This window comes from Serinibacter salmoneus, from assembly GCF_002563925.1.
Taxonomy (GTDB): domain Bacteria; phylum Actinomycetota; class Actinomycetes; order Actinomycetales; family Beutenbergiaceae; genus Serinibacter; species Serinibacter salmoneus.
In genome coordinates, this window is record NZ_PDJD01000001.1 from 2775112 (window position 1) to 2798445 (window position 23334).

The 23334-nt window shown below is 71.2% G+C and carries 22 protein-coding genes and 1 tRNA gene; 13 read left to right on the forward strand and 10 right to left on the reverse strand.

Features of this window, described 5'->3' with window-relative positions:
* Positions 1 to 141 precede the first annotated feature (141 nt).
* The 3 genes from ATL40_RS12360 to ATL40_RS12370 are packed head-to-tail and all read left to right on the forward strand — an operon-like array spanning position 142 to position 3023.
* On the forward strand, positions 142 to 765 hold the full coding sequence (locus tag ATL40_RS12360; protein WP_098469805.1) for a hypothetical protein: 624 nt from the start codon (positions 142 to 144) through the stop codon (positions 763 to 765).
* Positions 762 to 2126, forward strand: a complete 1365-nt coding sequence (locus ATL40_RS12365; protein WP_245867071.1) for an S-layer homology domain-containing protein — start codon at positions 762 to 764, stop codon at positions 2124 to 2126. Before ATL40_RS12360 ends, ATL40_RS12365 begins: the two co-directional genes overlap by 4 nt.
* A 3-nt stretch (positions 2127 to 2129) precedes the next feature.
* Complete coding sequence (locus ATL40_RS12370; RefSeq protein ID WP_098469806.1) at positions 2130 to 3023, forward strand: hypothetical protein; 894 nt, start codon at positions 2130 to 2132, stop codon at positions 3021 to 3023.
* Positions 3024 to 3109: 86 nt separating this feature from the next.
* Here the strand turns inward: ATL40_RS12370 and ATL40_RS12375 are convergent, their stop codons facing one another.
* Complete coding sequence (locus tag ATL40_RS12375) at positions 3110 to 4192, reverse strand: resuscitation-promoting factor (RefSeq protein ID WP_169925976.1); 1083 nt, start codon at positions 4190 to 4192, stop codon at positions 3110 to 3112.
* Positions 4193 to 4396: 204 nt separating this feature from the next.
* Here ATL40_RS12375 and ATL40_RS12380 point away from each other — a divergent pair, with 204 nt between their 5' ends.
* Entirely contained in the window at positions 4397 to 4603 is a 207-nt protein-coding gene (locus ATL40_RS12380) for a CsbD family protein (protein WP_098469808.1), read from the forward strand.
* 48 nt (positions 4604 to 4651) lie between these two features.
* Here ATL40_RS12380 and ATL40_RS12385 read toward each other — a convergent pair whose 3' ends face one another.
* The 3 genes from ATL40_RS12385 to ATL40_RS12395 form a co-directional block, all read right to left on the reverse strand.
* Positions 4652 to 6103 carry a basic amino acid/polyamine antiporter gene (locus tag ATL40_RS12385; protein ID WP_098469809.1) on the reverse strand — a complete coding sequence of 484 codons (1452 nt, stop codon included), beginning with the start codon at positions 6101 to 6103 and terminating at the stop codon, positions 4652 to 4654.
* 130 nt (positions 6104 to 6233) lie between these two features.
* Positions 6234 to 6306: transfer RNA gene (locus ATL40_RS12390), tRNA-Arg, on the reverse strand.
* Positions 6307 to 6469: 163 nt separating this feature from the next.
* Complete coding sequence (locus ATL40_RS12395) at positions 6470 to 6715, reverse strand: hypothetical protein (RefSeq protein ID WP_098469810.1); 246 nt, start codon at positions 6713 to 6715, stop codon at positions 6470 to 6472.
* A gap of 190 nt (positions 6716 to 6905) precedes the next feature.
* Between ATL40_RS12395 and ATL40_RS12400 the strand changes: the two genes are divergently transcribed.
* A complete protein-coding gene (locus tag ATL40_RS12400; protein ID WP_098470481.1) occupies positions 6906 to 7619 on the forward strand; it encodes an ABC transporter ATP-binding protein in 714 nt (237 codons plus the stop codon).
* Positions 7616 to 8965, forward strand: a complete 1350-nt coding sequence (locus tag ATL40_RS12405; RefSeq protein ID WP_098469811.1) for an FtsX-like permease family protein — start codon at positions 7616 to 7618, stop codon at positions 8963 to 8965. Before ATL40_RS12400 ends, ATL40_RS12405 begins: the two co-directional genes overlap by 4 nt.
* Positions 8966 to 9011: 46 nt before the next feature.
* Here the strand turns inward: ATL40_RS12405 and ATL40_RS12410 are convergent, their stop codons facing one another.
* On the reverse strand, positions 9012 to 9911 hold the full coding sequence (locus ATL40_RS12410; protein WP_098469812.1) for an aminodeoxychorismate lyase: 900 nt from the start codon (positions 9909 to 9911) through the stop codon (positions 9012 to 9014).
* Between the two features lie 110 nt (positions 9912 to 10021).
* Between ATL40_RS12410 and ATL40_RS12415 the strand changes: the two genes are divergently transcribed.
* The 5 genes from ATL40_RS12415 (at position 10022) to ATL40_RS12435 (ending at position 15336) form a co-directional block, all read left to right on the forward strand.
* Positions 10022 to 11404: an MFS transporter gene (locus ATL40_RS12415; protein ID WP_098469813.1), complete on the forward strand. Its 1383-nt coding sequence runs from the start codon at positions 10022 to 10024 to the stop codon at positions 11402 to 11404.
* Between the two features lie 57 nt (positions 11405 to 11461).
* A complete protein-coding gene (locus tag ATL40_RS12420; RefSeq protein ID WP_098469814.1) occupies positions 11462 to 12001 on the forward strand; it encodes a PadR family transcriptional regulator in 540 nt (179 codons plus the stop codon).
* Positions 12001 to 12699: an ABC transporter ATP-binding protein gene (locus tag ATL40_RS12425; RefSeq protein WP_098469815.1), complete on the forward strand. Its 699-nt coding sequence runs from the start codon at positions 12001 to 12003 to the stop codon at positions 12697 to 12699. Before ATL40_RS12420 ends, ATL40_RS12425 begins: the two co-directional genes overlap by 1 nt.
* The gene (locus ATL40_RS12430; RefSeq protein WP_098469816.1) at positions 12699 to 14594 is read left to right on the forward strand and encodes an FtsX-like permease family protein; all 1896 of its coding nucleotides are present in this window, start codon (positions 12699 to 12701) and stop codon (positions 14592 to 14594) included. The genes ATL40_RS12425 and ATL40_RS12430 overlap by 1 nt, the downstream gene beginning before the upstream one ends.
* A gap of 94 nt (positions 14595 to 14688) precedes the next feature.
* Positions 14689 to 15336: a VIT1/CCC1 transporter family protein gene (locus ATL40_RS12435; RefSeq protein WP_098469817.1), complete on the forward strand. Its 648-nt coding sequence runs from the start codon at positions 14689 to 14691 to the stop codon at positions 15334 to 15336.
* Between the two features lie 265 nt (positions 15337 to 15601).
* On the opposite strand, the gene ATL40_RS12440 is transcribed toward ATL40_RS12435, so the two are convergent.
* From ATL40_RS12440 to ATL40_RS12460, 5 genes are all read right to left on the reverse strand, one after another.
* Complete coding sequence (locus tag ATL40_RS12440) at positions 15602 to 16285, reverse strand: hypothetical protein (protein ID WP_098469818.1); 684 nt, start codon at positions 16283 to 16285, stop codon at positions 15602 to 15604.
* Between the two features lie 80 nt (positions 16286 to 16365).
* Positions 16366 to 17787: a glutamate decarboxylase gene (gad, locus tag ATL40_RS12445; protein ID WP_098469819.1), complete on the reverse strand. Its 1422-nt coding sequence runs from the start codon at positions 17785 to 17787 to the stop codon at positions 16366 to 16368.
* A gap of 171 nt (positions 17788 to 17958) precedes the next feature.
* Positions 17959 to 19263, reverse strand: a complete 1305-nt coding sequence (locus ATL40_RS12450) for an amidohydrolase family protein (RefSeq protein ID WP_098469820.1) — start codon at positions 19261 to 19263, stop codon at positions 17959 to 17961.
* 144 nt (positions 19264 to 19407) lie between these two features.
* On the reverse strand, positions 19408 to 19869 hold the full coding sequence (locus ATL40_RS12455) for a VOC family protein (protein ID WP_098470482.1): 462 nt from the start codon (positions 19867 to 19869) through the stop codon (positions 19408 to 19410).
* Between the two features lie 261 nt (positions 19870 to 20130).
* Positions 20131 to 21702: a carboxylesterase/lipase family protein gene (locus ATL40_RS12460; protein WP_098469821.1), complete on the reverse strand. Its 1572-nt coding sequence runs from the start codon at positions 21700 to 21702 to the stop codon at positions 20131 to 20133.
* 298 nt (positions 21703 to 22000) lie between these two features.
* Here ATL40_RS12460 and ATL40_RS12465 point away from each other — a divergent pair, with 298 nt between their 5' ends.
* Together ATL40_RS12465 and ATL40_RS12470 are read left to right on the forward strand one after the other, a co-directional pair.
* Complete coding sequence (locus tag ATL40_RS12465) at positions 22001 to 22717, forward strand: GAF and ANTAR domain-containing protein (protein ID WP_098469822.1); 717 nt, start codon at positions 22001 to 22003, stop codon at positions 22715 to 22717.
* Positions 22718 to 22894: 177 nt separating this feature from the next.
* Positions 22895 to 23329: a hypothetical protein gene (locus ATL40_RS12470; RefSeq protein ID WP_143556975.1), complete on the forward strand. Its 435-nt coding sequence runs from the start codon at positions 22895 to 22897 to the stop codon at positions 23327 to 23329.
* The last annotated feature ends 5 nt before the right edge of the window (positions 23330 to 23334 follow it).

Consider the following 23334-nt stretch of genomic DNA (forward strand, 5'->3'; position numbering starts at 1 on the left):
CGGCCGCGGGGCCGCGCACCGGTTCGGGGGTCCGCCACTGTCGCCGAACCGTCTCCTGCGGTGCCTCGCCGCCTCGTACGAGCACCGGGAGCGGCGCGCGATCATTTGCCGTGCACCCGTTCTTCGTGCGGGAATGGCGCCATGCCATCACCGCGCCGCACCGCACTCCGGGGGGTGACTGCGGCGTTCACCGTCGCACTGCTCGCCGGGTGCGCCAGCCACCAGTCCATTTCACCGGGCACCGCCGCGAGCACCGCGAGCACCGCCCAGCAGAGCGCCGACCCCCACGACGCGGGATCCGATTCGAGCCCCTCCGCGTCGGCACCCGCCGAGGATGCCGCCACACCCGGGGCGGGACTCCAGGCAGGCGACCAGCAGCAGTCCGCCGGGACCGGCATCCAGGCGCTGACCCAGGACAGCATCGACGCCGACGCCGAGGCCCGCCAGCGCGCCGAGGAGGCCGCGCAGCGAGGGGAGGCCACCGTCGCAGTGACCTGGGTGGCGACCGATGCCCCCGCGCTCACCGTGGGCGCACTCGCCGAGAACGTCCTCACCCAGGACGGCGTGTGCACGCTCACGCTGACGCGCGGCAGCGAGGTCGTGGTCACGGAGAGCGCGGCCATCGCCTCCGCCACCTCCACGGACTGTGGCGAGCTGAGCGTGGACCTGGCGGACCTGGAACCCGGTGTCTGGTCGCTCACGGTCGCCTTCAGCGCACCCGACCTCGGGGGTGCCTCGCAGCCTCAGGAGGTGGTGATCCCGTGAGGCTCCTGCGCACCCTCGCCGCCACCGCGGCCCTGGCCCTGTCCGCCACGCTGTCGCTGGCGGGGGTCACCCCCGCGACCGCCGCCGTGACGAGCTCGCAGTACGACGCCGGGATGATCGTCTCCGACGCCACCTTCTACGACTGGGACTCCATGACCTCCCGGCAGGTCCAGGACTTCCTGGACTCGAAGGTCAGCCGGTGTCGGCCGGAGTACTCCGCGGGACCGCACGATCCCATCGTGTGCCTCAAGGACTACGTGATGACCACCCGCGATGTCGACGCCAGCGGCGGCTGTGAGGCGATCGTCGGCGGCCGGCGCAGTGCCGCGGAGATCATCGTCGAGGTGGGCAGGGCCTGCGGCGTGAGTCCCCGCTCCCTGCTCGTGCTGCTGCAGCGCGAATCCGGGCTGGTCACGCACGTGGCCCCGAGCACCTGGCGCTACGACGAGGCGATGGGGTACGGCTGCCCGGACGGCGCTCCCTGCGCCGCCGAGTACGAGGGGTTCTTCAACCAGGTCTACCGGGCCGCGTGGCAGTTCCGCCGCTACCAGGCGTACCCGAGCAACTACTCCTTCCAGGCGGGCCGCACCAACTCCATCAGCTATCACCCCAGCGGGACCTGCGGTCGCCAGAGCGTGTACATCCAGAACCAGGCGACGGCGGGCCTGTACAACTACACGCCGTACGTGCCCAACAACGCCCTGAAGAACGGCAGTCCCAACGGGTGCAGCTCGTACGGGAACCTGAACTTCTTCCTGCTGATCAACAACTGGTTCGAGGGGGTCCCCACCGCCAGTTCACCGTTCCGTGACGTGAGCACGACCAACCAGTTCTTCAACGAGATCGATTGGCTCTACAGCGAGCAGATCACCACGGGGTGGCGGGTCTCCGGCGGCCGGGAGTACCGACCGCTGGAGGACATCAACCGCGACGCGATGGCCGCGTTCCTCTACCGGCTCGCCGGCTCCCCGTCGTACACGCCGCCGCGCACCTCACCGTTCTCGGACGTCTCCACCTCCAATCGCTACTACAAGGAGATCTCCTGGCTCTACGCCGAGGGCATCTCCACGGGTTGGGGTTCCGGGTCCACGCGGGAGTTCCGTCCGCTGGAGCAGATCGATCGCGACGCCATGGCCGCCTTCCTGTACCGGATGGCCGGCGAGCCGCGCTATTCCGCGCCCGGCACCTCACCGTTTGCGGATGTGAGCACGCGCACGATGTACTACAAGGAGATCGCCTGGTTGGCCTCCGAGGGCATCTCCACCGGCTGGAGCACGTCCTCAGGCCAGGAGTTCCGACCCGGGGACGCCGTGGCGCGCGACGCGATGGCGGCCTTCCTCTACCGATTCGATCGGATGTAGCGCATGAGTGAGCGGGCACGGTCGATCCTTGCGGCGATCCTGCTCATCGTGGGCGCCGTGCTCGCTCCTATCGCCGCGATCGGTGCGAACACGCGCGCGCAATTGGTGAGCACGGACACCTTCGTGGCGACGTACGGCTCCCTCGCCCAGGACCCGGCGGTGGTGGACGCCCTGGCCGCGGCGGTGGGCGAGAGGGTCGAGGTGGCCACCGACAGCGACGTGGCGACCGCGCTGGCCCGTGCCACCACGCGCGAGGTGGTCAGCTCGGACGCGTTCGGCTCGGTCTGGGAGGGCATGCTGCGCGGCGCGCACGCGGGCGTCTCCGCGGTGGTCGACGGCGATGGCGCACTCTCGGTGAACGACGGCGGCGAACTCACCGTGAACGTCAGCACGATCGTGGGCGCCGTACGCGACCAGCTGGTGACGTGGGGATTCGAGGCCGCGGAGCGCATCGCCGCCGACCAGGAGCCGCTGGTGCTCGTGCAGTCCGATGAGGTGGCGCTGGCACTCCAGGCCTATCAGGCCACCGCGACAGTCGGGGCATGGCTGCCGTGGGTCTCGCTCGCGCTGCTCGCCGCCGGCGTGCTGCTCGCCGTGGATCGACGGCGCGCGCTCGGCCGGGCCGGTTGGGTCGTCTTCGCCCTGACCGGGGTGGCGTGGGCCACCGTGCTGATCGTGCGGGGCGTGCTCGGCTCCGGGTGGCCCGCCGTGAGCGCCGTGGCCGCCGCGGCGACCGGCGGAATGGTGGTCAGCCTCGCGATCATCACGCTGGTGGCGCTGGCCGTGGCCGTCGGGGTCACGTGGTGGCGGCGCCGGGGTGCGGCCACCGGCTCGCCCGCGCCTGGGTCCACCGAGCCCACCGAGCCCACCGAACCCTCAGCGCCCGCGAGACCGTGAACTCTGCGTCGAGGCCGTACCCCCCAGGGCACGGCTTGGCCGCAGCAGGCACGGTTTCGCGGGGGAAGTGGACGATCCGGTCCGGCTCAGCGGATGTAGACGTCGTAGTGGTTGCCGTAGGTGCCGCGGTCGTACACCTTGCCCTGGTAGCCGAACGGGGTGTTGATGATGGTGCCCTTGGGGGCGCCGTTGGCCAACACGATGTAGCCGTCGCCGTCGGCCACGTAGCCGCCGGCATTCACGTGGCGGCCCGGGATGTCGAGCCCGCCCCCGGGGAGCACCTGCTGGGAGTAGTAGGTGAACTTGTACCCGCCCCAGTTGATGACCCCGGCGCTCATGAACTGGCTCAGGGTGTACTGGGCGCTCGTCGGCGCGCTCGCCGACGAGCCGGACGACCCCGACGACCCGCTGCTCGAGGACCCGGAACTGGAGGAACTGGAGGAACTCGAACTGCCGGAGGCCACCACTGGCGCGGGCTCGCGGGTACCGACCTCGATGATCTCGGTGACGGCGGCGGTGGCCTCGGCCGACATCACCTGGGTGCGGGAGACCTCCTTGCCGTCCACCGTCAGCACCTGCGAGGTGATGCGGGCGTCGCCGTCGAACCCCTTCTGCACCACGCGGGTCTCCCCCACGAGCAGGTCGTCGGTCTCCCGCTCCTCGGTGTCGTACTCGGTGATGACCTGCTCGGTCACGTACTCGGTGCTCGCGCGGCCGATGGTCACCTCGGCGCCGTCCTCGGGCGCGGCATCCAGCGCGTGGGAGACGGTGTCGTCCCACCCCACGGCGATGCCGGCCTCCTCCAGGGCGGCGGCCAGCGTCTCCGCATCGGTCACGACCTGGTGCGTCTCGCCGTCCACCTGCACGCTCAGCGCGACCCCCTCACCATCGGCCAGAGCCGCGCGGGCCTCGCTGCGTGAGGCCGCGGACAGCGCCACGACGTCCTCCTCGGCGAGCGCGGGATTGTCCAGCGGGATGTCCAGGCTCGAGGTGCGCACATCTGCGGCCTCATCGGCCTCGCTGACGGCCGGCTCATCGGCGGCCCACAGCGAGGAGAGGGACCCCTCCTCCAGGGTGCTGGCCACCACCACACCGCCCGTGGCGGCCACGAGGGCGGTCAGGACACCGGCGCCCAGGACACCCTTGCGCACGGAACGGCGATCGGTCACGAGAGAACTCCAAGATTGCGGCACACGACCACTCCATGGTAACGGTTCGATCACGATCCGGCGCGCCGGGTGACACCACTCGCCCAACCACCTCGCGGGCAATCCGCCGGACCCCCTTGCCCCGGGGCCTCACACGATGCCTATCGTGACCGAGCAGGGGCGAACGCAGCGGCCACCACGGTGGCCGACGTGAGAGGAGTCACCATGAGCGCGCAGGACAGGTTCGATGCGAAGTCCGACCAGGTCACCGGCAAGATCAAGGAGACCGCGGGTGACGCCACCGACAACGAGCAGTGGCAGGCGGAGGGCCGCGGCGAGCAGGTCAAGGGCGGACTGAAGGACGCCGCCGCCGACGTCAAGGACGCGGCGGGCAAGGCCGCCGACGCCGTGAAGGACGCCTTCAAGAAGTAGCGGACCCATCGGCCTGCGCCCGACTGGCGGGCGCAGGCCGAGAGGGCCTCACAGCGTGATCGCGCCCGTGGCGAGCAGCACGTAGGCCGCCACACCCAGCGCGCACGTCACCACCAGTTCCACCCGCTCCGCCGGCCGGACGGTGCCCCACCCGCCGCGCGAGATCACGTGCACCACGGACGCCGGGGCGTAGATCGCAAAGGTCAGCAGCAGGTAGTCCACCCCGCCGGCCCACACGATGAACAGCGCGTAGCCGAGCGTCAACACGCTCAGCACGAGCCACCCGGGGCGAGCGGCGCCGTCGCGCATCTCCCGCCAGGAGGTGCGCACCGCGAACCCCGCCGAGAGCACGTACGGGATGAGGATCAGCGAGGAGATCAGCGCCAGCGCGGTGTTGAAGGCGTCCGTGGCCAGCAGCACCACGAGCAGGAAGACCTGCACCAGCACATTGGTGGCCGTGATCGCGCCGATCGGGGCGCCGCGCGCATTCTCCTTGAGGAAGAACGCGGGCACGTCCCCCTGCTTGGCCGCCTGCACCATGACCTCGGCGCCCATGAGGGTCCACGCGAGATAGGCGCCGAGCACACTGATCAGCAGCCCCGCCCCCACCAGCACCGCACCCCAGGTCCCGACGGCCGCCTCCAGCACCCCGGAGACCGAGGGCTGGGAGAGAGCGGCCAGCTCGGCCTGGGTGAGGATCCCGTACGGCGCGAGGGTCACCATCACGAACAGCGCGAGGGTGCCGAGGAAGCCGACGACGGTGGCCCAGCCGATGTCCTGGCGGCGGCGGGCGAAGCGCGAGTAGACGCTGGCGCCCTCGATGCCGATGAACACGAACACGGTCACGAGCATGGCGCCGCGCACCTGCTCGGCCACCGGGATGCCTCCGCCGCCGAGGTTGTCCACGAAGACCCCGACGTCGAACACCGCGAAGGCGATGAACAGGAACGCCGCCAGGGGCACGAGTTTGGCCACCGTGACGATGCGGTTGATCGCGGTAGCCGAGGTGACGCCGCGCCGCAGCATCAGGTGGTAGGTCCACACGCCGAGGGAGGCGATCCCCACCGCGAGCGGTGTGGAGCCGTCACCCAGCGCGGGCACCCACTCCCCCAGGGTGGACATGATGAGCACCCAGTACGCCACATTGCCGATGACGGCGGTGAGGTAGTACCCGGTGGCGGACAGGAATCCGGGGTAGCGCCCGAAACCCTCCCGGGCGTAGGAGTAGACCCCGGCGTCCAGGTCGGGGCGGCGGTCGGCCAAGCGCAGGAAGGTCAGGGCGATCAGCAGGGTGCCGGCGCCGGCCAGGATCCAGGCGAGGATCGCACCGCTCGCGCCGGCGCTGGCAGCGAACTGCTGCGGCAGGGAGAAGACACCGCCGCCCACGATGGAGCCGACGACGAGGGCCGCCAGAGTCCATCGGCTGACGGTCGTGGTGGCGGTACCGCTGCTGCCTGGGGTGGCGCCGGTCGGGGCGGGCGCGGAGGGGCCGTCGGTCACGGCTCCATCTCACCCGGTTCCGCGGGTGGATGCACGCCGACCACGCCCGAGCCCTCGGCTTGCGCCGGGCACGCAGAAGCCCCGCCGGCCACGAGGGCCGGCGGGGCTTGTGCGTCGCTGTCTCAACGAGCGCGCCCGGAGGGACTCGAACCCCCAACCTCCTGATCCGTAGTCAGGTGCTCTATCCATTAAGCTACGGGCGCGTGGCCTCACGGCCGACGACAACCATACCCTGCCGCGGCCCCGAGGTCTAATCGGCCTGATTCCAGGCCTCAGCGCGGCTGGGTGGGCCGCTGCGCCTCGGGTGGGCTGCGTCGTCGTGCGCTGCGCATCGAGCGCGACGGCGCAGCCCACCCCGCTCGGCGCTCACTCCTTGGGCTTGAGGTGCTCGAAGATCTCGTCGTTGGCGGGGTCGTTGATGTTGTGCAGGACCTCGGAGTCCTCCTTGAGGTCGGTGGACAGTTCCTGCTCCGGCTCCTCCGGCGCCTCGTCGCCGTCGGAGGTGACGACCTCGTCCTCGTCCTTCATCACGGGCGAGGCGAACCCCTGCACGGGACTGGGCACCCAGGAGACCTTCTCGTCCTCGTGGTGCTTGTGGGATTCCTGTTCCATGCGCGCCTCCTTGTGCGGGAGCCGCCGATCGCGGCTCGTGCCCTCATTCTAGGAAGGCGGCCGAGCCCCGCGCGAGGGCTGCGGGCGCACTCGTGCGACCCGGGTCCCTCATCCCCGGGGATGACGATCGCGCGCGGAACTCGACTCCGGGCCGATGCGGGTGCGCCCCGCCACGATCGATGCTGCGGGGATGTCAGAGAACCTCGAGGGGATCGCCCTCACCAAGACCTACGGCGAGACCGTCGCCGTCACCCACGCCCTCGCGGGCGTCGACGTCAGCATCACCCCCGGGGAATCGGTCGCGGTCATGGGACCCTCCGGCTCCGGGAAGACCACCCTGCTGCACCTGCTCGCGGGTGTGCTGCGCCCCACCTCGGGCAGCATCAGGTGGCGCGGCCGGGACGTGGTGGCCATGTCCGACCGGGAGCGCACACGACTGCGCCGGGAGGAGTTCGGCTTCGTGTTCCAGTCCGGGCAGCTCCTCCCGGAGTTGCCCGCCGAGGAGAACGTGGCGCTGCCGCTCATGCTCGCCGGTGTGCGCCGCGCCGAGGCCACGCAGCGCGCCCGCGGCTGGCTGGCCCACCTCGGGCTCGCGGGGCTCGAGCAGCGCCGCCCGGGGGAGCTCTCGGGCGGCCAGGCGCAGCGCGTCGCCGTCGCCCGTGCCCTCGTGGGCCGCCCCGGGGTGGTGTTCGCCGACGAGCCCACCGGCGCCCTGGACCGCCGCACCGGCGCGGAGGTGATGCATGCCCTCACCCAGGCGTGCGCCGCCACCGGCGCCGCCCTCGTGGTGGTCACCCACGACGTGGAGGTCGCCAGATGGTGCGGCCGCACCCTTCAGGTGCGGGACGGTCGGATCGTGCCCGAGGCCGCGCCCTCGCTCCAGGAGCTGGGAGAGGCGCGATGACCACGCTGCGCCTGTGGCTGCTGCTGCGCCGCCGCAGCCGGACCGACCTCCGCGATCCGGCCCGTCTCACCGGCGCTCTCGCCGTGCTTGCCCTGGCCGTGACCACCGCGATCGCCCTCCTGGTGACGGCGGGTTCCCTCGCCTTCATCGAGCGGGCCAGGGCGGGCGTGGCGGTGGGCAGCTACGCCGTGGAGCTCTACCCGTTCCTCGCGGCGCTCGCGTTGGTGCTCCTCGCCGTCCCCTTGATGACCCTGGGATCGGCGGCGACCAAGCTCGCGGTGTCTCGGCGCGACTCCCGGCTCGCCGCGCTGCGGCTGGCGGGGGCGACCACGGGCCAGGTCACCGCGCTCACCCTCCTGGACGCCGTCTTCCAGGCACTGGTGGGCGCCGTGCTCGGCATCGCCGGCTACCTGGCTCTCGTGCCGCTGGCGGCGCAGGTCCGGTTCCAGGACCGCGCCTTGGCGCCCGGTGAGTTGTGGCTCGGCACTGGTGGGACCGCCGTCGCGGCCGGGGTGGTCCTCGTGATCGTGCTGCTGGCCGCGCTCGCCGGACTGCGCCGGGTCGCGATCACCCCGCTCGGGGTGGCCCAGCGCGTGACTCCACCGGCGCTGCGGTGGGCACGGGCGCTGACCGCTGTGGGGGCGGTCAGCGCCGCGATCGCGGTGGGCGCCCTGAGCGACCTCGGCGCGACCGTGCTGTTCGGCTCGATCGTCGCGGTGATCGGCGTGGGCATGGCCACGGTCAACGTCACGGGGCCGTGGCTCATGGGGCTGATCGGGCGCATCGGGGTGCGCGCCGCCTGCACGCCGGCCGCGCTCCTGGCGGCCCGTCGAGTCGTGGACGACCCCAAGGCGGCCTGGCGCGCCGTGGGCGGTGTCTCCTTGGCCACGTTCGTGGCGGTGGTGACCGCGGTGACCGCCGTCGTCACGCCGGAGGCCGCGCACGACGCCGCGGGCATCACCCTGGTGACCGACCTGCGCACGGGTGCGCTGCTGACGTTGGTGCTCGTGGGGGTGTTGGCGGCGGTCACCACGGGCGTGGTGCAGGCGGGACGGGTCATCGACGCACGCGCCACCACCAGGTCCCTCGTGCTGGCGGGGGCCGATGGGCGTGTTCTGGACCGCGCCCGGCTGGCCGAGGTGGCACTCCCCCTCGCGGTCAGCGTGGCCCTGGCGACAGGAATGGCCGGTGCGCTGGTGCTGCCGTTCCTCGGGATCGGCCTGTTCGTGCAACCGGCAGCGATCGCGCAGATCGCCGTGAGCGTGCTGGGCTCGTGCGCGCTCGTGCTCGCGGGCGCCGCATCGGCCCACCTGGTGGCCCGCGGCACCAGCGCCACCACCGGGTGACCCTTCGGCACCTCCCCACCCCTCGCGAGGCAGGAACGGGTGGGGTTCAGGCGGTGCGGGCCGTCAGGAGCGCGTTCATCCGGGAGGTGAGGGATACGTCCACGGCCAGGTCCGCGCCGTCGACCCGGCGGATCGGGCAGGCGAGCCGGGTGCTGGAGGTCAACCAGGCGCCGTCGGCCGCCAGCAGTTCGCTCTCCCGCACGTCCCGGTACTCGGTGCGCAGCCCCCAGGCGGGCGCCTGCGCGAAGACGTCCTCCTGGGTGGTCCCGGGCAGCACCCCGATCTGCGGCCGCGGCGTGACCAGGGCGTCCCCGACCCGCACGATCAGGGTGGAGGTGGGGCCCTCGAGCAGCAGCCCGTCGGTGGAGACGAACACGACGTCCTGCGCCCCGCGGCGCCGCGCCTCCCGCAGGGCCGCCTTGTTCACGGCGTAGGCGAGGGTCTTGACCCCGGCCAGCAGCCACGGCGCCGTCTCCGGTACCTCGGTGGAGAGGCCTCGATCCAGCAGCACGACGGCGATCCCCTCCTCCCGGGCAGCGCTGAAGTCGGGGGTGGGGCCGGCGTAGGCCCATCCCACGGGCCCGGTGCCGAGTTCCTCGTCGCCGCGGGAGAGGCAGTACTTCACCATGCCCTCGGCCATGCCCTCGGCCGCAGCCCCGAACGCGGCGACCGCCGCTCGGGTGGCGTCGCGGTAGACCTCCAGGTCGGGCTCGGGGAGGTCGAGCATGGCCGCGGACCGGGCGAGTCGGCGCAGGTGACGCTCCTCCGCCAGGATCCGGCCCTCGCGCACCATCGCGGTCTCGAAGATCCCGTCGCCCCGGGTCACGGCGAGGTCGGTCACCCGCAACTGCGGTGCGAGCGGATCCTCGCGCCGGTAGGGCGCACCGTCCCCTCCGATCTGGCCCCGGGTGGGGCGGTCGATCATCACGAGCGTGGCGGTGGCCATGGCGTCCTCCTCGAAGCGGTGGGAACATCCTGGCACTGCGCGCGCGTGGGGCGGGTGGTCGGTGAGACGGCCCGACGGGATCGACCACGGGTGCGGGAGACTGTGAAGCCGTGACCGCCTTCGCCGACCGAGCCTTCCAGCACGCGAGGGCGAATCCGTGGATCGTCTGGCTCACCGGGTGCGGGATCTACTTCATGGCGGTCCTCTTCCGCGCCTCCCTGGGAGTGGCCGGGCCAGAGGCCGTGGAACGCCTCGATCTGACCGCCGCACAACTCGGCGCCTTCATCACCCTGCAGCTCGGGATGTACGCGCTGATGCAGGTGCCCTCCGGGATCCTGCTGGACCGCTGGGGTCCGCGGCGGGTGCTGCTCGGTGCGGCACTGGTGATGGGCAGCGCGCAGATCGCCTTCGCCTTCGCCACCTCCTACCCGATGGCGCTCCTGGCCCGCGGCATGCTCGGGGTGGGCGACTCCGCCGTCTACCTCGCCTGCCTGCGCCTGTGCGCCGTCTGGTTCCCGCGGCAGCGGTACGCGGTACTCGCCATGCTCTCGGGATTGTTCGGCATGGCGGGGAACCTCGCCGCGACCCTCCCGCTGACGTGGGCGCTCCAGGACGTGGGCTGGGTGCCGACCTTCGCCGTCAGCGGCGGGTTCGCGATCGCCTACTCCCTGCTCCTCCTGCGGCCCGCGGTGGCCGCGCCGTATCGCAGCGAGGGGGTCGACGCCGCGGCCTCGCCCCGGGGCTGGCGGTCCCCCTTCCAGGATCTCGCCCAGGCCTGGCGCGGCACGGATCTCGGGCACGGCACCCGCCTGGGGTTCTGGACCCATCAGGCCACGATGGGCTCCGGAGCCGTGGTCTCGATGGTGTGGGGGGTGCCCTACCTCACGCAGGCGCTCGGCTACACCCAGGACGCCGCGGCGACCATGCTCATGCTGCTGGTGCTCGCGACCCTCGTCTCGAGTTTCCTCATCGCGCCGTTCGCGGGCCGTTTCCCCGGCAGGCGCATGGCCCTCGCGCTCGGTTTCGCCCTGGGGAACGTGGCCGCGTGGGCACTGCTGCTGCTGTGGCCCGGAACACCGCCCACGGCCGCCGTGATCGCTGCGTTCGCGATCTTCGGGTGCGGCGGGCCGGCCTCCCAGATCGGATTCCACCTCGCCCGCGACTACTCCCCGAGTTCACGGGTCTCCACCGCCACCGGACTGGTGAACTCCGGCGGATTCTCCGCGGCCATGATCGGGTCGGTCGCCGTGGGATGGGTACTGGACGCCCTGACCGGGCCCGGCGGTGCCACCGAGAGCGACTACCGCTGGTCGTTGGGCGCGATGGCGCTGATCACCGTGGTCTCCACCGCGGGGATGGTGGTCTCCTTGCTCAGCCTGCGGGGCCGCACGCTGCGGCGCCAGGCCGCCGGCCAGGAGGTGGTCATCCCTGTGGTCGCGCACTGGTGGGACGCGCCCTTCACCCGGCACACCCGGGGTCCACGGGAAGACTGATCTCGACCCGCGGCGCGCGGGTATGCACTCGGTGTATACCCATGGTGTACTCAGGTCATGAGCATCCCGATGTCACTCCTCGGCCTGTTGGACGCCGGCTCCACCCATGGCTTCGCGCTCAAGCGTCGCTACGACGGACTCCTCGGGCACGGGCGCGAGCTGCGCTTCGGTCAGGTCTACGCGACGTTGGCACGACTCGAGCGCGACGGGCTAGCGGGCGGGGTGGGATTGGAACCAGGAGAGGGAGCCGACCGCAAGGTCTATGCCATCACGCCGGACGGGGTCGCCGAGCTCGATCGGTGGCTCTCCACGCCGAACCTCCCCTCGGGTCGGCCCAGTGAACTCTTCACCCGGGTCGTGCTCGCGCTGGCGAGCGGGCGCCCGGTCAACCAGATCCTCGACAGTCAGCGTGAGGTGTACCTGTCCCGCATGCGGGAGCTCACCGGGTCACGCCACGCCGGAGACGTGGTCGACCGCATCACCTCGGACTTCGAGATGGCCCACCTACAGGCCGATCTGCGATGGATCGAGCTCGCGGGGGCCCGCTTGAGCGATCTCGAGGCCGGCGTGACCACGGTGATGGCCAAGGGCGACTGATGCCGGGTCCACACGTAGCCCTGAGCGGGCGAGGCCTGCGCCACACCTACGGCAAGGAGGAGGCCCTCGCAGGTGTCGATATCGACGTCCATGTCGGTGAGGTCGTGGCCTTGATGGGGCCCTCCGGGTCGGGTAAGTCGACCCTCCTACACCTGCTGGCCGGCCTCCTGCGGCCCACGAACGGCGAGGTCTGGCTCGGGAAGTCACGCCTGGACACCGCGAGCGAGAGCGTTCGGGCCAGCATACGACTGCGTCGGATGGGCTTCGTGTTCCAGTTCGGCGATCTCGTGCCCGAGTTGACGCTGGCGGAGAACGTCGAGCTGCCCCTCCGGCTCACGGGGTGCTCACGGGTACGGGCGCGGCACACTGCCGGACGCCTGCTGGAGGCACTCGGGATAGCCGCGGTTGCCGATCGGCGAGTGAATGAGGTGTCCGGCGGGCAGGCGCAACGCGCCGCCGTCGCGCGCGCGTTGGTGCACTCCCCCGAAATCGTCTTCGCCGACGAGCCTACGGGCTCCCTGGACACCGTCGCCGGTGAGCAGGTGATGGAGGCGCTCGTCGGCGCCGCGCGCGAGACGGGCGCTGCGGTGGTCCTGGTCACCCATGAGCTGTCGGTGGCGGCCTTCGCCGATCGCGATCTGCAGATCCGGGACGGTCGGATTCCGCGCGCGGCGACGATCCCGGCGGCAGACTCCTGATGGGTGCGCTGTTTGACCTCGGGCTGCGCCTGACTCGCGCCGGCCGTTCCTTGCGGTTCGGCAGCGTCGTCCTGGGCTGCGCCCTCTCCGTGGCACTGGTGACGATGGCGTGGGTTCTACCCGATGCCATGTTCCCGCCCTCGCCCGACCCCCTGGAGACCGATCCGCGGCGTGCGCCGATCGCCTCCTTGCTGGCACTGATCACCGCGCCCGTGATCGCCCTGCTGCTCGCCGTCGGGCGCATGTCAGCCGAGGTGCGCGATCGACGACTGGCCTCCCTGATGCTCCTCGGCGTGAGCAGGGCGCGCACGCTCACGGTCGCCGCCGTGGAGAACCTTCTCCCGGCCACGGTGGGCGCCGTGGCCGGTATCGGACTCTTTGGACTCCTTCGAGTCCTCACGACTGCCCTCGCGCGGGACGCCCTGGCCGAGCCGATCGTCGGTGGCAGTCGGACCATCCTCGTGGCGTTCGGCGTGGTCGTGGTCTCCACCGTGCTCGCGCTCGCGCCCATCCGGCGGCTCGCGGGCGGACCAGCCACGGCCTCGGAGGCGACCGTCACCGCCCCCTCGGCATGGCGGCTCGTGCCGATCCCTCTCGCGCTGGGCCTTCTTGGGGCGGTGTTCGCCACGCCGACCGACCAGGTCACCGCCCGGACGGACCTGGCCCTGTTCGGGGCGGCGGTGGCGTCCGCGCTCTCCATCGCGCTCGCGACGCCCTGGGTGATCTCCGGCGTGGCAGGCCTCCTCGTGCGGGCACCATCGGTGTCGGTCCTGATGGCGGCGCGGAGCGTGCAGACCCAGGGTCCCGCGATCGCGCGGCGCGTGACGGGCCTGGGGATCACGTCGTTCGTGGTGCTCTCCGCTGCCGGCTATCTCGGCATCCATGAATCGGATCCGGTGACGTCCGGATACGTCCACCAGGCCGAACAAGGCCCCCAGGAGGTGTGGATCGACGCGCCGAACGGCGAGAGCCCACTCGATCCGGGCCTGGCCGCGCAGATCGAGGCCGTTGCTGGCGTCCAGGGCGTCTGGCACACCGGGACGCTGCGATCACCGTGCTCGGACGGTGAGGAGTCCTGTTCCCGAGTGTTCGTCGGTACGTGCCGGGACCTGGCCCTCCTCGCCGATGTCTCCGGCTGCTCCGACGCGCAGGCCGCGTGGATCAGGCCGACCAATGTCCCGCGGCACCTCGCTGCGGCCACCTCGCCCGAGCGCGGCACCCAGGCCGCCCTCGAGAACACCCGCACCGGCGAACCCATCACCCTGCAGGTCCCCGGCACGATGGAGCAGGATGTCCTGGCGTCGACGCAGCGCTGGCCTCGACCCGAGCAGTACGACCTCTTCGTTCCCGCCGCGCTCGCCGAGGAACTCAAGGCGATCGACGAGACCCATCTGACCGTGGTAGCCGACCAGGGTTCGCGGGTTCGATTCGACATCATCGGGCTCGCCGAGCGCGCCGACGCCTCGGTCTTCGTCCCCGCCCTGCCTGCCTACGAGCAGATAGCCACCCTCCGCGTCGTGGTGTGGAGCGTGGCCGCAGCCAGCATCGCGGTCGCCGCGCTCATCTTTGCCCTCGCGAGCATCGACCGCGCCCGCCACCAGCGACGGACGCGAGCGCGCCTGGTTGCCGTCGGCGTCCCGGCGCGCCTCCTGCGGTCCGCCCAGGCCTTGGCGACGGGCACGACGCTCGCTGTCTCGCTCGCCGTCGCGCTCGGCCTGGGATGGGCATCCGTCACAGCATTGGCCCACACGGCGGGCGAGAGCCAGCGCATGGTGAACTGGACACTGCTCGCCGTCGCCACGGCGGCCATCTCGGCGTCCGCAGGAGCCCTCACGCTCCTCACCCTCCCCCTGACAAGGACCGCTGTACGCGCCGAGGACCTTCGCCAGGAATAAGGTCAGCCTGCCCTGAGAAAGGCTCCCCTCACGGCAATTCAGGCCATTCTTTCCTTGCTAGAAATGCGCCGCGAACAGTGGTTCCATTCATTCCATGACGACCTCACTGCTCTCCCCCGGCGGCCTCTCCCGCGGCGTGACCGGCGCCGCAGTGACCCCGCCTCAGGTCCCGACCGGCCCCGGCTCCGACCCCACCCACAACCTCGGCCCCGAGGCTCCCCGTGGCCCCAGCAACGCCCGCCTGAACTGGCTGCGCGCCGGCGTGCTCGGCGCCAACGACGGCATCGTGTCCGTCGCCGCCGTGGTGGTCGGGGTGGCCGCCGTCACGGCGAACCCCACCGCGATCATCACCGCCGGCATGGCCGCCCTGGTCGGCGGCGCGCTGTCCATGGCGCTCGGCGAGTACGTCTCGGTCTCCTCGGCGCGCGACTCCCAGCTCGCGGCCGGCACGGCCGCGGACGACGAGGAGATCTCCAACCCCTGGCACGCAGGCCTCGCCTCCGCGCTGGCGTTCGTGGTCGGCGCCCTGCTGCCGTTCCTCGCGGTCCTGGTGGTGCCCGGCGCCGCGAAGATCCCCGCCACCGTGGTCGCGGTTCTCATCGCCCTGGCGCTCACCGGGGGCCTCGGCGCCCGCCTGGGCGATGCGCCCGTGGGCCGCGCCGTGGTACGCGTCCTCATCGGTGGTGCGCTCGCGCTCGGGGTGACCTTCGCCGTCGGGAGCCTGTTCGGGGTCGTGGTCTGAGCCCACCCGCCCTAGCTCCGCGCCTACTCACACGGCGTGACCCAGGCCTTCACGAACGCCGCGGACTGATAGACGTACTGCTTCGTCCACGCGAGCGCGGAATCCGGCCCGTCGCCGGCGCGGGATCATCCTGCGCGGGATCATCCTGCGCGGGAGCGAGATAGAGCGGCACCGTCGCGGCCACGGCCACCAGAGCCAGCCCGAGGGGGCCGCCACACCGGTCCAGGTGCGGCGACGCCGGGGGCCGTCGGTCACACCGGCGATGCTAGGCCGGCTGCGCGGTGGGTGCCTGACGCCGGGCCCGCATCGCGGCGGGCAGCACCACCAGGGAGGTGAGGAAGAAGCAGATGGCGCCGATCAGGGTGCCCCAGTTGGCGATAGCGCTGTTGACCACGTTGTTGTCCGGCAGCACATACGCGCCGACGGCGGAGAAGCCGAAGGCGATGCAGCCGAGCATGTTGATCTGGGCCGACCACCACTCGGCGCTCGCGGGTGCCCACAGGGTGCCGTTGGCGTGGGAGTAGGCGACCAGGATGAAGTACCCGGACACCAGGAAGGCCACCGAACCGCCGGCGTCCGGGGACCACACCCAGCGGTCCTGCTCCACCACGGTGCGCGCGTACAGCGCGGAGGTGGTGGAGATGTTGAACATCACGGTCCCGAAGGACTGCGTCGCGGCACCCAGCCACTCCGCGCGCAACACCGGGTGGGGGCGGCCCGGCACCGTGGTCATCCGTGGGGCGCTGCGAATCGTCTGGATCAGGCCGGCACCGGTGAAGAACCACGCGCCGACGAAGCACAGCAGGTTCGGGACGGTCGCGCTGGCGCCACCGATCGAGAGCGCGGCGGCCACCGCGAAGAACGACGAGCCGATCATGAAGCCCCAGCTCTGCTTCACGGCCGTCGGCGTCAGTCCGGGCAGGCGTCGGTGCGGCGCAAGGGTCGTCATGGGGTCCTCTCCGGGGAGCCGGGGTGCCGGGGTGGAAGCCGGGACCCGCCCCCGGCGGGCGGGCCCCGGCGCTCAGGGGATCAGTGCGCGAACTGCTGCGTGGGCTCGGCCGCGTGCGGCATCGGCGCGTCCAGGGAGTCGAGGAACTCGACCTCACCCTTCAGGTCCCGCAGCAGCTTCTTGGCCAGGTCCAGGCTGAGGCCGGAGCGCACCACGATGCGCTGCACCGTGAGGTCGGCCATGTCGTCGGCCATCGGGTAAGCCGGCACCAGCCAGCCCTTCATGCGCAGCCGGTCGGACAGGTCGTTCAGATCCCAGTTCTTGGTGTGACCGGGCGTCAGGCGCCACGCGAACACCGGGATGGTGTCGCCGCGGCTGATGAGCTCGAAGCCATCGAGCTTGCCGATCTCGGAGGAGAGGAACTGTGCCACGTCCAGCGACTCCTGCTGGACCTGGCGGTAGCCCTCCCGGCCCAGACGCAGGAACTGGTAGTACTGCAGCAGCACCTGTGCGCCGGGACGGGAGAAGTTCAGCGCGAGGGTGGGCATGTCACCACCGAGGTAGCTGCAGTGGAAGATCATGCTCTCCGGCAGACGCTCGGTGTTACGCCACACCACCCAGCCCACACCCGGGTAGACCAGGCCGTACTTGTGGCCGGAGGTGTTGATCGAGACCACGCGCTCCACGCGGAAGTCCCACTCCAGATCGGGCTGGCAGAACGGGGCGACCATCGCACCGGAGGCGCCGTCCACGTGGATCTTCACGTCCAGGCCGGTGTCGGCCTGGATCTGGTCGAGCTTGGCGGCGATCTCCTTCACCGGCTCGTACATCCCGGTGTAGGTCTGGCCCATGATCGCGACTACACCGATGGTGTTCTCGTCGACGTACTTCTCGAGCTCGTAGCCGTCCAGCACCAGGTGCTCCTCCGAGATCGGCACCCAGCGGGGCTCCACCTCGAAGTAGTTGCAGAACTTCTCCCAGCACACCTGCACCGCGGTCGAGAGCACCAGGTTCGGCTTCTCGATCGACTTGCCCTCGGCCTTGCGCTTGGCCTGCCAGTGACGCTTCAGGGCCAGACCACCGAGCATGCAGGCCTCGGAGGAACCGATCGTGGAGGTGCCGATCGTGTCCTGCGGGTCCGGCACGTTCCACAGGTCCGCGATCATCCGCCAGGTGCGGTCCTCGATCGCGGCCGTGGCCGGGTACTCGTCCTTGTCGATCATGTTCTTGTCGGCGGCCTCGACGTACAACTTCTTCGCCTCGTCGTCCATCCAGGTGGAGACGAACGTGGCGAGGTTCAGGCGCGCGTTGCCGTCCAGCATCGCCTCGTCGTGCACGATCTGGTAGGCGGTCTCGGGCAGGCTCGGACCGGCCGGCATCTTGTACTTGGGCAACTCGGAGGCCTCACCCGGACGCAGGAAGACCGACCGGAGCTCGAGGGAATCGTCCAACTCCTCGTCGGAGTGGTGCGTCAGGTGGTGCAGGGGGCGGGGGACTCGCATGATGCTGCCTTTCTTTGTGGTGCCGGGGTTCGGTGATGCGTGGTCGGGTACGACGGGGTCAGGTGGGCAGGCCCGCGGGCGGACAGATCCGGTCCATCGTGCACCGGGCCCACCTTGCACGCGCAGCGCGCTGGCGGGTCTCCTGTCTCACGTCGTCCCACGCGGGGTATCTCAGGCGGCGGGGGTCGCGGCCGGGAGGGTGTTCTTGACGACCTGCCCGTTCTTCACGATGAGCTGGAGGTTGTGCTCCGGATCCGCGATCACCGAGAGGTCGGCGAGCGGGTCGCCATCGAAGAGCAGGAGATCGGCCCATGCTCCGGGCTGCAGCACACCGAGCGGCGCGCGTGCGTAGGTGTTGCGCTCTCCGGCCATCTCGAACAGGGCCGCGTTGCCGCTGGTGAGCATCGCCAGCGCCTCGGCGTTGGTGAAGAACTCACCCAGTCGTGCAGCCATGACGCTCTGCCGGGCGGCGGACTGGGGCTCCAGGAGCAGGTCGGTCCCCCACGCCGTCTTCACGCCGTGCTTCGCGGCCCAGCCGTACACCTCGGCCGTGCCGTCGCAGATCTCGCGGTTCTTCGCGGCGCGGTTCGGGTCCGGGTAGTGGTGGTCCTCCTCGGCGAACGGCTGCATGGACAGCCAGGCGCCCTTCTCCGCGACGTAGGCGATGGTCTCCTCGTCCGCGAGGTGGCCGTGCTCGATCGAGCGCACGCCGGCGTCCAGCACCCGCCGGATGCCGTGCGGGGTGTAGACGTGAGTGGCCACGTAGGTGCCGTAGTCGCTCGCGGCAGCCACCGCGGCACGCAGCTCCTCCGGGGTGAACTGCAGGGTGCTGAGCGGGTCGTACATCGAGGCCGCCCCGCCGCCCGCTGTGAGCTTGATCTGGGTGGCGCCGGAGCGCAACTGCTCGCGCACCGCGGTCAGCACCCGCTCGGGACCGTCTGCCACCCGGGTGAACAGGATGCTGTCGGTGCGGCTGGGAGAGCCGCCGAAGACCTCCGGCGTCTCGTACTGGAAGGCGAAGTCCCCGTGCCCGGAGGTCTGGGAGATCATCGCCTGGCTCGGGAAGATGCGGGGGCCCTCAAAGACGCCGCGGTCGATCAGCGTCTTGACCGGGGCCGTGTCGCCGCCCATGTCGCGCACGGTGGTGAACCCGCGCAGCAGCATGCGCTTGGCCTCGGCGATGGTGTTGCCCACCAGGATGCCCGTGGGGCCGGCGATGAAGTCCATGTAGCTGTTGGAGTTGCCCATGAGGTGCACGTGCGCATCGCTCATGCCGGGCATCACGAAGCCGCCCTTGCCGTCGATCTCGACGGTCGGGGTCCCGGGGGCGTCGCCCACGGGGGAATCGGAGACGGCCGTGATGTGGCTGCCTTCGATGAGGACGTCGGCGTTCTCGGTGACGTCAGGACCGACGCCGTCGAACACGCGAACGTTGCGAATGATGGTGCGGGGGTTTGCCGGGGGGGTCGTACTCATGCCTCGACGCTATGCCCGATACCGCGATGCCGCTTGGTGGGGGTCACGACGCGTCCGGGTTTCACCCGGGAGTTCACCGTCGGCATCACCCACGATGGCCGCGGGCACCGGGTGTCAGGGCGCCGGGCTCCGCGCGTCAGCGCGTCAGGGCGCCGCGGGCACCGGGAGGCAGAACTCGTTGCCCTCCGGGTCGGCGAGCACCACCCAGTGGTGAGGACCCTGCGATCCGGCACCGACGCCCTGCGCGCCCAGTTCGAGCAACCGCTCGAGCTCGGCGTCGCTCACCGGCTCGCCGGCGCGCAGGTCGAGGTGCACGCGGTTCTTGACGCTCTTGGGCTCCGGCACCTCCTGGAACAGGATGCGCGGCGCGCCGCCGGTGGCCTGCGACCCGGCGGGGTGGGTGATCGCCACGCCGGAGCGCCACACGAGGGCTCCCCGGTGCGTGGTGGTGTCCTCCTCGGTGGCGAGGCCCTGGGCGATCATGCTGCGGATGAAGTCCTCGTCCTGCGGCTCCACGTCCCATCTCAGCGCCTGCGCCCACCAGTCCGCGAGCACGTGGGGATGCGCACAGTCGATCACGACCTGGAGGGTGTATGGCGCCGTCATGGCGGACATGATGGCACCAGGACGATCGCGGGGACAAGACCTCGGGAGGCGCGTGCGCTCAGACCTCCGGCAGCAGGGCGCGGCGCGCGAGGGCCAGACCCTGCGCCACACCCCGCCCACCACGCCGCCGCGCCACCACGCCGCGAAACCGTGCCTCCCGCGCCGGGGACGTGCCCCGCGACACCGTCCTCAACGCACGAGCCACGGATTCGGCGAGGCGTGCGGGCGCGAGGCGTGCGGGCGCGAGGCGCGCGGGCGCGCTCAGACCTCCGGCAGCAGGGCGCGCGCCCGCGCGTCCGTCGCGGCGTCGTAGTAGTAGCCGAAGCCCTCCCACACGACTCGGCGCTCCGGGTGCGGGTCCTCCTCGAGGCGCACCGTGCGGTCCACGATCAACGTGGTGCGGTGCTCGGCGCTGTAGCGCCCCCACCGCTCCTTGCCGCGGGTGACCATGTCCATCCAGGTGTGCCGGGTGCTGCGGGAGACCGACTCCAGGGTGGAACGGGTGGAGAAGTAGTGCGCCACGTTGCTCAGCAGGGAGTGCTGCCCGAAGACCGCGGGCAGGTCCATCCCGTGCGTGGGCAGCATGTGGGCCGTGGTGCCGGCGGAGGTGCCGTGGTCGTACCGGTACATCCACACCGGCGCCACCCTCGCGTGCCCCTCGGCAGCCTGCACGCTCGGGGCCCAGAACAGGAAGTCCCCGATGAGCGCACTGGAGGCGATGAGCGCGGGGAACCCGGGGTATGCCTTGGTGATCCGGGTGGCCGGCACCGTATCGGTGACCGACAGCATGGCCCGCACCTGGCTGGCCGGAGGCGTGGGGGCGTTCACCCCGGCGAACAGGGTGCCCTCGTTCAGCACCGTACCGATCAGCAACGGCACCGGGTGTGCCCGGCCCTGCGCGAGCACGGTGAGCGGGAACTCCGGCAGCAGGTCGCCGTCGACCACGCTGGCGTAGGAGAGCATCCCGGGTGTGTGTTCCTGTTCCGAGGCCAACGCGGCCTGTGCGGCGTCGTAGATCTCCAACAGCGGCCGGGAGAACAACCCCGGCGCGGGGTCGGCCTCGTCGAGCCCGAGCTGCGCCACCACGCGCCGGGCGCGGTCGTCATTGCGTTCCTGGGAGGTGATGCACGCGACCGGGGAGGACATGGCGATCGCCTTGTGGAACAGTCCCTGCGCGGCCGGCACCGTCATCAGCGTGGTCACCGCGAGCGCCCCGGCGGATTGCCCCGAGAGTGTCACATCGTTCGGGTCACCACCGAACGCCTCGATGTTGCGCTGTACCCACTGCAGGATGCCGAGCTGGTCCCGCAGGGCGAGGTTGCCCTCGATGGGGTACTCCGGGGTGGAGTACCGGCTGAAATCGGTGAAGCCGAAGGGGCCCACGCGATAGTTGCCGGTCACGAAGATGATGTCCTCGGTCTCCACCAGGGGAAGGCCCTCGAACAGGGAGTAGGAACTGCGCCCGTTGGCATTCGAGCCGCCGTAGAGGAACACCAGCACCGGCTTGAGCCCCTCGCGCGTATTGGCTCGCCGGGTCACGTTCACCGTGAGGCAGTACTCCCCCACGTGCTCGTCACGGCCCGCATCCGGGGGCAGGTGCTGGATCGGTGCGGCGCCGAATCGGGACCCGTCCCGCACGCCTTCCCAGGGCTGTACCGGCTGGGGCCCGAGCCAGCGGCGCGGGCCGGTGATCGGGGCGCCGAACGGGATCCCGCGCCAACTCACCGCGTCGGCCACCTGGAATCCGCGCACCACACCTCCTTCGACCTCGACGGTGAGCTCATCCTCGGAGAGCACCACGGCGGGGTCCGCAGGTGCCGGGCGGTCAGTCATGCTGTCCCTTTCGCTTGGGCCTGACGGGCCGCTGGGGGGGTCTTCGTGGCTGTTCCCGACCGTACCTGACGGGTCCCGGCGCGGCAGCCGGTGCGCCACCCGACCGCCTCCGGCGGGCGGTTCCGCGTACGCCGGCAATCCTGGCTGCGGGAGAGGGTGGCGAGGGACGCAATTCCGTCAGAACCTAGAATGAGAGGCACCCTCGCGCGGCGGCCCGACCTCCGGTCAGCGCCCCGCCACCCAGCACGTCCCCCTGACACCCAGCACGCCCCCCGACATCCAGCGAGAGTGAGGACCCGTGGCCCTGGACCCGACCGCGGCCGCGATGGCTGCCCTCGCCGCCGAACTCGACGGCGCGAGTGAGTTGCATGCCACGCTGGATGCCCTGACCCGCGCCGCGCGCACCCTGGTGACCGGCTGCGAGGCGGCAAGCGTGACCATCAGGCGGCGCCGCACCCTGGAGACGCTCGCGCCCACCGGAGACATGGCACGGGTGGCGGACCAGCTCCAGTACGACCTCGGCGAGGGGCCGTGCCTGGACGCCGCGCACGGTGACCTCCTGACCATCTCCTCCGATGTGGCCTCGGACGAGCGGTGGCCGAGGTGGGGGCGGGCAGCGCACGAGCAGGCTCGGGTCAGGTCGATACTCGCCGTGCAGCTCTCGAGCCGCGGGGAGGCGCAGGGCGCTCTCAATCTCTTCTCCTCGGCTGCGGACGCATTCGACGCCGACGCGGTCGCGACGGCCTCCGTGCTCTCGGTGCACGCCGGGGTGGCGCTGCGCAGTTCCAAGCTCGCGGACGATCTCTCGGCGGCGATCTCGAGCCGCCTGCTGATCGGCCAGGCACAGGGACTCCTGATGGAGCGGTACCGACTCGATGCGGACGCGGCTTTCTCGCTGCTGAAGCGGTGGTCCCAGACCAGTAACACGAAGTTGCGCGTGCTTGCGGAACGTGTGGTGCAGGAAGGGCCGACTCCCCCTGCTGCGTCCGCCCAACCCGCATTACCCGATCCGTGAGTCCGGGGTGCATACTCAGGGTGAGAGCAACGCTCGAGACCGGTGGCGTTGGACCGTACTCGTCGGCGCTGGCGCCGAGATCGGAACACGATGACCCTTGGTACTCATTCACATACGAACGACCCAGTTCCGAGCCCCACAGGCGGGGTGAGTGAATCCAGGTCGCGGACCTTCCCGGTGGGCACAGACCTTCCGGCGTTGGACCCCGAGGTGCGCGATCGTCTGCACCGCCTCACCACGGATCTGGCCACGGTCGGTGCCTACAAGTCCCGCCTCGTGGGATTCCGCGTGCAGGACGCCACCACCCACTGGCTGCTCGGCCCCACGCCCGACTCCATCAAGCGCAGTTACCACATCGAGGCCGACGCCGAGGCGCCCTCTCCCGAGGCCACCGAGTTGATCCTGAACCGCCTCGCCAGCCGCGGGTGGCGGGGGCTGCACACCGGCCACGGCGAGGTCTTCCGCGCGGAGGCCGAGCGCGAGGGGTGGCGGCTGTGGCTGACGGGGAAGAACGGGCGCATCAGCATGACCATCGAGACCGTCGCGGTGGTGGTGGGGGAGGACGTGGCCAAGCGCGTGCTGGCCGGTATCCACCAACCGCAGATCGGGTAGCGGGC

Coding starts and splice junctions, on each gene's coding strand:
- ATL40_RS12360 (WP_098469805.1), top strand. CDS start 142: ATGCCATCACCGCGCCGCACCGCACTCCGGGGGGTGACTGCGGCGTTC.
- ATL40_RS12370 (WP_098469806.1), top strand. CDS start 2,130: ATGAGTGAGCGGGCACGGTCGATCCTTGCGGCGATCCTGCTCATCGTG.
- ATL40_RS12380 (WP_098469808.1), top strand. CDS start 4,397: ATGAGCGCGCAGGACAGGTTCGATGCGAAGTCCGACCAGGTCACCGGC.
- ATL40_RS12395 (WP_098469810.1), bottom strand. CDS start 6,715: ATGGAACAGGAATCCCACAAGCACCACGAGGACGAGAAGGTCTCCTGG.
- ATL40_RS12400 (WP_098470481.1), top strand. CDS start 6,906: ATGTCAGAGAACCTCGAGGGGATCGCCCTCACCAAGACCTACGGCGAG.
- ATL40_RS12405 (WP_098469811.1), top strand. CDS start 7,616: ATGACCACGCTGCGCCTGTGGCTGCTGCTGCGCCGCCGCAGCCGGACC.
- ATL40_RS12410 (WP_098469812.1), bottom strand. CDS start 9,911: ATGGCCACCGCCACGCTCGTGATGATCGACCGCCCCACCCGGGGCCAG.
- ATL40_RS12420 (WP_098469814.1), top strand. CDS start 11,462: ATGAGCATCCCGATGTCACTCCTCGGCCTGTTGGACGCCGGCTCCACC.
- ATL40_RS12425 (WP_098469815.1), top strand. CDS start 12,001: ATGCCGGGTCCACACGTAGCCCTGAGCGGGCGAGGCCTGCGCCACACC.
- ATL40_RS12430 (WP_098469816.1), top strand. CDS start 12,699: ATGGGTGCGCTGTTTGACCTCGGGCTGCGCCTGACTCGCGCCGGCCGT.
- ATL40_RS12435 (WP_098469817.1), top strand. CDS start 14,689: ATGACGACCTCACTGCTCTCCCCCGGCGGCCTCTCCCGCGGCGTGACC.
- ATL40_RS12440 (WP_098469818.1), bottom strand. CDS start 16,285: ATGACGACCCTTGCGCCGCACCGACGCCTGCCCGGACTGACGCCGACG.
- gad (WP_098469819.1), bottom strand. CDS start 17,787: ATGCGAGTCCCCCGCCCCCTGCACCACCTGACGCACCACTCCGACGAG.
- ATL40_RS12450 (WP_098469820.1), bottom strand. CDS start 19,263: ATGAGTACGACCCCCCCGGCAAACCCCCGCACCATCATTCGCAACGTT.
- ATL40_RS12455 (WP_098470482.1), bottom strand. CDS start 19,869: ATGACGGCGCCATACACCCTCCAGGTCGTGATCGACTGTGCGCATCCC.
- ATL40_RS12460 (WP_098469821.1), bottom strand. CDS start 21,702: ATGACTGACCGCCCGGCACCTGCGGACCCCGCCGTGGTGCTCTCCGAG.